This is a genomic window from Chitinispirillales bacterium ANBcel5, assembly GCA_029688955.1.
In the GTDB taxonomy this organism is placed as follows: Bacteria; Fibrobacterota; Chitinivibrionia; order Chitinivibrionales; family Chitinispirillaceae; genus Cellulosispirillum; species Cellulosispirillum alkaliphilum.
The window spans coordinates 204,529-210,528 of record JARUKZ010000003.1 but is presented as its reverse complement, the minus strand read 5'-3'; the positions used below and the strand labels follow the sequence as shown (position 1 = coordinate 210,528).

At 42.1% G+C, this 6,000-nt stretch carries 6 protein-coding genes; all 6 read left to right on the top strand.

Features of this window, described 5'->3' with window-relative positions; all coding sequences use genetic code 11:
* Positions 1 to 1,772 precede the first annotated feature (1,772 nt).
* The 6 genes from QA601_03020 to QA601_02995 all read left to right on the top strand — a co-directional run bounded on the left by QA601_03020 (position 1,773) and on the right by QA601_02995 (position 5,991).
* The gene (locus QA601_03020) at positions 1,773 to 1,901 is read left to right on the top strand and encodes a hypothetical protein (GenBank protein ID MDG5814035.1); all 129 of its coding nucleotides are present in this window, start codon (positions 1,773 to 1,775) and stop codon (positions 1,899 to 1,901) included.
* 32 nt (positions 1,902 to 1,933) lie between these two features.
* Positions 1,934 to 2,932: a hypothetical protein gene (locus QA601_03015; protein ID MDG5814034.1), complete on the top strand. Its 999-nt coding sequence runs from the start codon at positions 1,934 to 1,936 to the stop codon at positions 2,930 to 2,932.
* A gap of 104 nt (positions 2,933 to 3,036) precedes the next feature.
* On the top strand, positions 3,037 to 3,705 hold the full coding sequence (locus QA601_03010; protein MDG5814033.1) for a hypothetical protein: 669 nt from the start codon (positions 3,037 to 3,039) through the stop codon (positions 3,703 to 3,705).
* Between the two features lie 205 nt (positions 3,706 to 3,910).
* Positions 3,911 to 4,501: a TetR/AcrR family transcriptional regulator gene (locus QA601_03005; GenBank protein ID MDG5814032.1), complete on the top strand. Its 591-nt coding sequence runs from the start codon at positions 3,911 to 3,913 to the stop codon at positions 4,499 to 4,501.
* 193 nt (positions 4,502 to 4,694) lie between these two features.
* Entirely contained in the window at positions 4,695 to 5,033 is a 339-nt protein-coding gene (locus tag QA601_03000) for a cupin domain-containing protein (GenBank protein MDG5814031.1), read from the top strand.
* Positions 5,034 to 5,226: 193 nt separating this feature from the next.
* A complete protein-coding gene (locus QA601_02995; protein MDG5814030.1) occupies positions 5,227 to 5,991 on the top strand; it encodes a 4Fe-4S binding protein in 765 nt (254 codons plus the stop codon).
* Positions 5,992 to 6,000 lie beyond the last annotated feature (9 nt).

Genomic DNA, 6,000 nt, shown 5'->3' with positions numbered 1-6,000 from the left:
ACCCATGTTCCTCACTGTTTAACCCATGTTCCTCACTGTTTAACCCATGTTCCACACTGTTTAACCCATGTTCCACACTGTTTGGCCTGTGTTCCACACTGTTTGACCTCTGTTTAACACTGTTTGACCTCTGTTTAACACTGTTTGACCTCTGTTTAACACTGTTTGACCTCTGTTTAACACTGTTTGACCTCTGTTCCGGGGCTGCGTCGGAAGACTGGCGTACCCCGGGCTATCGTATGGGGTGATTGCAGTGCTTAAGAGTGAGATTAAGACTCAAACGTTCGATCTTTTCGGCGGGGTATATTAGTTTCACCCAAGAACGTATCGTACGGTCTGCAATAAACAGAGTAAGCTATAAGCGGTGTAAAATCATGGTATTAAAATGTGCTTGAAAGATTTCCTAACGGGATAATCCTAGTATTCGGATGTTGGCTCATTGCAGACATCAGACCACTGATTTTGTTTTTTCTTTTTTCGTGCCTTCCTTGTATTCCGTAGTTGATATTCTTAGGATTTTTAACCACGGAAGGCACTGAACACACGGAAGGGGAAGGGAAATAAGAGGTTAATTTCTAGGACGGTAAAATTCGTCACCGAAAAGAGGCATAAACAGTTACTTTATCGTTAATTACAAGAGTTTTGAGCAAAAAATTTACAATTTTAGGGTCTTTACCTATATTAATACACTAATTTGCATGCTAAGAATTGAGATCCAATGCTGCGGGCAGCGCACAACATCAAGTGTTTTTTCTGCATTCAAGATGCAGAAAAAACCTGTTGAACGAAGAGCTCAGGCCAGGCACTATCTGTTATATTATTTATAGGAAAAAGTATTCAGACCTTCTTTTGAGATCCCGGGGGTTTCAGTCGTGAGACAAACAACTTTATCTTAAATAAGATACTGTATACGCCGATTTCCATCAACACATCTCTCCTATAAAACAATAAAACACTCAATTTTGGTATAGCAAGCCTACAGGCATTCATAGATGCACAACAATATCAACAACATTACATACTAACTATCGCACATTTCACTCCTATGTTACCATTACAGACCTCCTGCCCGGAGGCATTATAAAGACCAGTTGTAATATCCCGGCATTGCATTTTTAACATATCAGTGGAGGTTTCCCCGTTCTTTCCAGTATCTGCTCCCACCAGCAGGAGGGCGTTTCTTTTGCAACCAGCGTATACTCACCTAGTAGTTTCTTGCATAGGTTTTTATGCTCGGTGCGATCACGATTCGCAAAGAGACCAAAATGTCCTATCCGCATAAAGCCACTGGGTAAAATATGCTACAGAAACCGTCTGATAAATTCCACTGCACAGAGTGTCATTACCTTGCGCTTACAGTCGTTCTTGTAATCTGTATAGGTGAAAGTAACTTTTCCGTCTTTAAAGGAGAGGTGGCCGATCTCACACAATTTGACCACCCAATCTCAACTTATTTGACCGGTTTTCTCTCTCCGTAATTTACCTTTCAATTTTCCTGTATTTACGATTCTTTTCAGAGAGGTTGATGTCACAAAGGAGAGTTACAATGCGAATGATACGTCAGATTTTTGTATTACCGACTGGATAAGGGAATAGGTTCAGAGAAGACCGCTCGTGAACTGACTCAACTCGCAACCAAATGTATATCGTGTTCTACGGGATAGAAAAGATTATCATCACCTCTCCCCTCCCATTGACCCACAACACCAACTGTTATATATTGTATTAGGTTCAGACGATTCCATCACACACACATCAAGGAGCTTACTATAATGAACCACTCAGATCTTGACTGGAGTGTTGCGCCAAAACCTCTGAATAGAGAAACTGGCAGAGTGCAACCGGAAGAAACGGAAGATGATAAACCCAAAAAGATAACAGTGCCCGCACAGATTCCATAACCGGAATTAAGCCTTACTGGAAGCATGCCGAAATGAGGGAATTTAACGGAGGTGAAGTAAAATGTTTCACTAAGTTTGTTGACCGGGAATCGTCAATTGTGCTTGTGTGCGGAGTCGCAGGCGGAGATCGCTTTACCGTGGAGGTGGGAAGTGATGGGGAGCATTACCCTTTGAGGTTGGAGGTCGAGACCTGGAGGAAAATAGAATTTCATAATGTTTATTCTATGAGTGGGGAGACTTACATCGATTCAGCAACGGTGCACAGCGAGATTGCACCTGCGTTTGAAATCACAGGTGCAGATGGCGCTTATGTACTTTATGAACGGAGGGCTGTTCAGGTTCTCAAATCTTCATTAACGGTAAAATATATTGGGCTTTACGATGCCTCGAGTCCGAGTAAAATGGCAAAGTGGCCTGATGATTTCTCACCCGAAAAGCTTGAAACATCACCGAATCAACAGAAACCCACCGATGAAGAGCTCAACGATTATGCCTACACCGGCACAGATGCTGCTTTGATTGCAAAAAAGGAAGCTGCAACAAATGCAATTACCGCGAAAGCGCAGTTGTGGTTTAACAGGATCACTACCGATGCAATCACTCGCGCTCAAGCGTGGTTTGCCTCTGCTGGTGTAGGTACGGGCAATTCTCTTCTGGCAGTACAATACTACCATCCTAAGTTATCCAATCAGGGCAGCGATGGTCAAACCAGTTTCTATCCTGCCGGAATAAATGTTAATCTTGCTGCACCCGGCTCGGGGCGGACCAACCACGGTGACCCAAATCGGGCAACATGGGAGAACTGGCAGGGTTTTAACCTCGGGTCAACAACTGTTGTCTTCAAGAATTATGGAACTCCCAAAAGATTGAGAACGGTGTGTCGTCATGAAATCGGACACGCCACAAGGAGCGCATTTCCCAGAACTTTGTTCGGAACAGGTGACCACTCATCAGAAGGTTTGATGACACCGACGGGAGATAGCCCTTACTTTAGCCCCATTGATTGTTCAAAGCTTAGAGGATTGATATGAGTATAATGAGAAAAAATCAAAGTATAATGTCCTTATTCTGTTTCTTATTGTTTTTTAGATGTATTATTGCCAAACCTGAAACAGAACAAACGAGAGGAGATAAATTGAATATATCAACTATTCTTGGTGAAAAAAATTCTGTTGTAGGGTATGCTGAAGATATCCCTGTAATTCCATTGGGTTTTGACATTAACATTAACGGTAAATTCAAAAATGCTTCAGAGGAAGTTATTACAATCGAAGATCCATTGGTTTCACAAAATGTAACTGTATTGTGCTGGCTTAATGGAAAATTCATAACAGAATTTTTTCTTACCCCATCGATTGCTGATCCCGGTGGGGCAATCATTGGACCGATGCCAGAATCTGTTGAGTTGAAGAAAGGGGAAAGCAGAACAGTAAGTGTGTCTCTATATGAGAGAAACCTGGGAAGTTTTTTACGAGTTGGAAATTTCAAAGTCTCTTTTGCTTACGACACCATAGAAGCCCCTCCGTGTGAATTTATCATTAGCTTTAAAAAGAGATCTGTTCTTAAGTTGTTATCAATGCTACAGGACGAATTTATCAATGTCTGGGCCCGCGGAGAATCTCTTAAGTGGCTTCAAAAGGTAAATCCCGAATTTGAATACGACTTTGAAGCCAGCGATCAAACAGAGAATAGAAAGAGAGTAGAAGAATTCAAATGCTGGTGGGAAGAAAACAGAGATAGTCTCGAAATGGATGCACTGTTTGCCAAGTTAAGTAATTTGGAAGGGTTTGAGAGCAAAAAATAACACCTTTGAACTTACATGCCGGCTAAAGGTTTTGTTTAGAGTGAAGCAGGCTTTTCAATAAGTGAGCCCGGAAATGAGATAAGCACTTTCAGATGGGTGCCAAAGATGGAGCCTTCCTAAGAATTATACGTTCATTATTGACATAACCTGCAAAAAGTGGTATATTAGTTAGTGAACATTAACTAACTTGCCGGGGATTTGTATAATGGCTGAATATTCCAACCGACAACTCCAGATTATCGATACTGCAATTGAGCTGATAGCAGAAGGTGGTATTCAGGAGCTGACTATGAAACACCTTGCTGACCGTATTGGGATCAGCGAGCCAGCAATTTACCGTCACTTTAAAAGCAAAATGGAGATCCTTGAGGCACTTCAAAGGCTCTTTGCCGGTGAAAAAAGCATCTTTATGAAGCAGATGCTCAAACGTGACATTTCGGCTATTGAGAAAATTGAACTGATAATGAAGTACCATTTCACCTCCTTTGCGGCCAAACCCGCACTTGCAGCCGTGATGTTCAGTGAAGGTATCTTTCAGAATGACCGGCGTCTTGCCTCTGCCGTGCTTGCTATAATGCAACAGAGTGGGGATGCTCTTGCTACCATCGTAAGGGAAGGTCAGAAGGCTTCTGAAATACGCAATGATATTGAACCACAGCACCTCGTCACTATTATACTTGGCTCACTCAGGTTGATGGTCAATCGGTGGCATTTGCACAGGTATACCTTTGATCTTCTCGAAGAGGGGAAAGTGTTTATAAAATCACTGAAAACACTTTTGAATAAAGGGCAATAATAGTATAACCCGGTGAAAGATACCGGTTTTTCTTTTGGAACAAAGTTAGTTAGTAATAACAAACCCTGGAGGGGTCTTATGGAAAAATTGGGCAGATTCATTTGAAAATTGCCAGGGTGCTGTACAGAGCTGTCCGGTTGAGGTTATTTCCATCGAAGAATGAATGTCAAACAATCCAAGAAGGGAGAATATCATGAAAGCAACAAGAGTCGCAGATGCTAAAAGAGTAGACACACCTCACGGTGTTGACGTACGAAAACTGTACGATACAGAACATGCGCAAACAATGCATATCACACTAAAACCCGGGGAATCGTTAAAGCGGCATATCACACCAGTGGATGTGTTCTTCTATGTGCTTGAAGGTGAAGGGTTGGTTGAAATTGGTGATGAAGAAAAGAGTGTGACACGGGATACCATTATCGATAGTCCGGCGAAAATTCCGCACTGCTGGTATAACCGCTCAGACAGTGATTTCAGGGTGCTTGTGGTGAAAGTGCCTCGTCCCCAAAACGTAGCGAAACTTCTTTAACCATCATTAAGGGAGGGAAGAATAAATTTGGTGCTTTTTATAATACTACTTCTTTGTGCAGCCGGGGTAGTCCCGGCTGCAGCCCAGTCGCCTGATGCTTCTGCGATTTGCGGACCGTCGCTTTGGACAATTCAACCCTAACGATAATAAAAACGCGATTCAGTTACTGATCCTTTGATAAGGAGAAAACATTTTGTTTCACGAACATTTTCCAAAGATGATCGGACCACTGTATGTGCTCTTTGGCACTGTAGGTCTGTTTCTATTACTCAAAAAGGGTCGTCTGAATAAAACAACACGCATTTCTGTACTGATTTTTTCGGCGGTTTTGGGATTTGTTGCTTTTACCCCCATGTTTCCAGTTCAGTTTCAACAACTTCTGCTTCGAAGTACTCCAGAGGGAATGCCTCCTATAGCTGTGGCTTTTGTTCTTCTGCTCCTTGTATTATCATCTTTGGTTGTAGGCAGAATATTCTGCGGCTATCTCTGTCCCATAGGAGCAGTGCAGGAACTGGTATACATGACACCTGTAAAAAAGGTTACAATACGAAAAAAAGTTTTAGTGGTCATTGGAATCTTTGCGTTTACTGCTTTTTTAATCACTGCCATAGTATTGGGAATAGCTTTGCTTCAATGGTTTGGCATAACCCCATTTTTTCAACTTCAGATTGTAGAACCTTTTTTCTATGTGTTCGCTGTGGTTGTTTTAATTTCAATCTTTTTCTACCGTCCTTTTTGCAGGATGATTTGCCCCCTGGGGCTAATGAAATCTTGTGTGTCACGATATAGCTTTTTTAGAATCAGCACCGGCTCAGGATGTTCAAAGTGTAAAATTTGCGAAAAACAGTGTCCAACAGAAACAGCCATTATTGCAGCTGATCGTTGTGGAGAATGTTATCTTTGTCTTAGATGTGCGGAAAAATGCAGCCGGGGTGAAGTTGTCTTTAGGGCCAAGTAAACGCTCGCA

Excerpts from the sequence above, each read along its gene's own strand:
- QA601_03020 (MDG5814035.1), top strand. The coding sequence starts at position 1,773 with ATGAACCACTCAGATCTTGACTGGAGTGTTGCGCCAAAACCTCTGAAT.
- QA601_03015 (MDG5814034.1), top strand. The coding sequence starts at position 1,934 with ATGAGGGAATTTAACGGAGGTGAAGTAAAATGTTTCACTAAGTTTGTT.
- QA601_03005 (MDG5814032.1), top strand. The coding sequence starts at position 3,911 with ATGGCTGAATATTCCAACCGACAACTCCAGATTATCGATACTGCAATT.
- QA601_03000 (MDG5814031.1), top strand. The coding sequence starts at position 4,695 with ATGAAAGCAACAAGAGTCGCAGATGCTAAAAGAGTAGACACACCTCAC.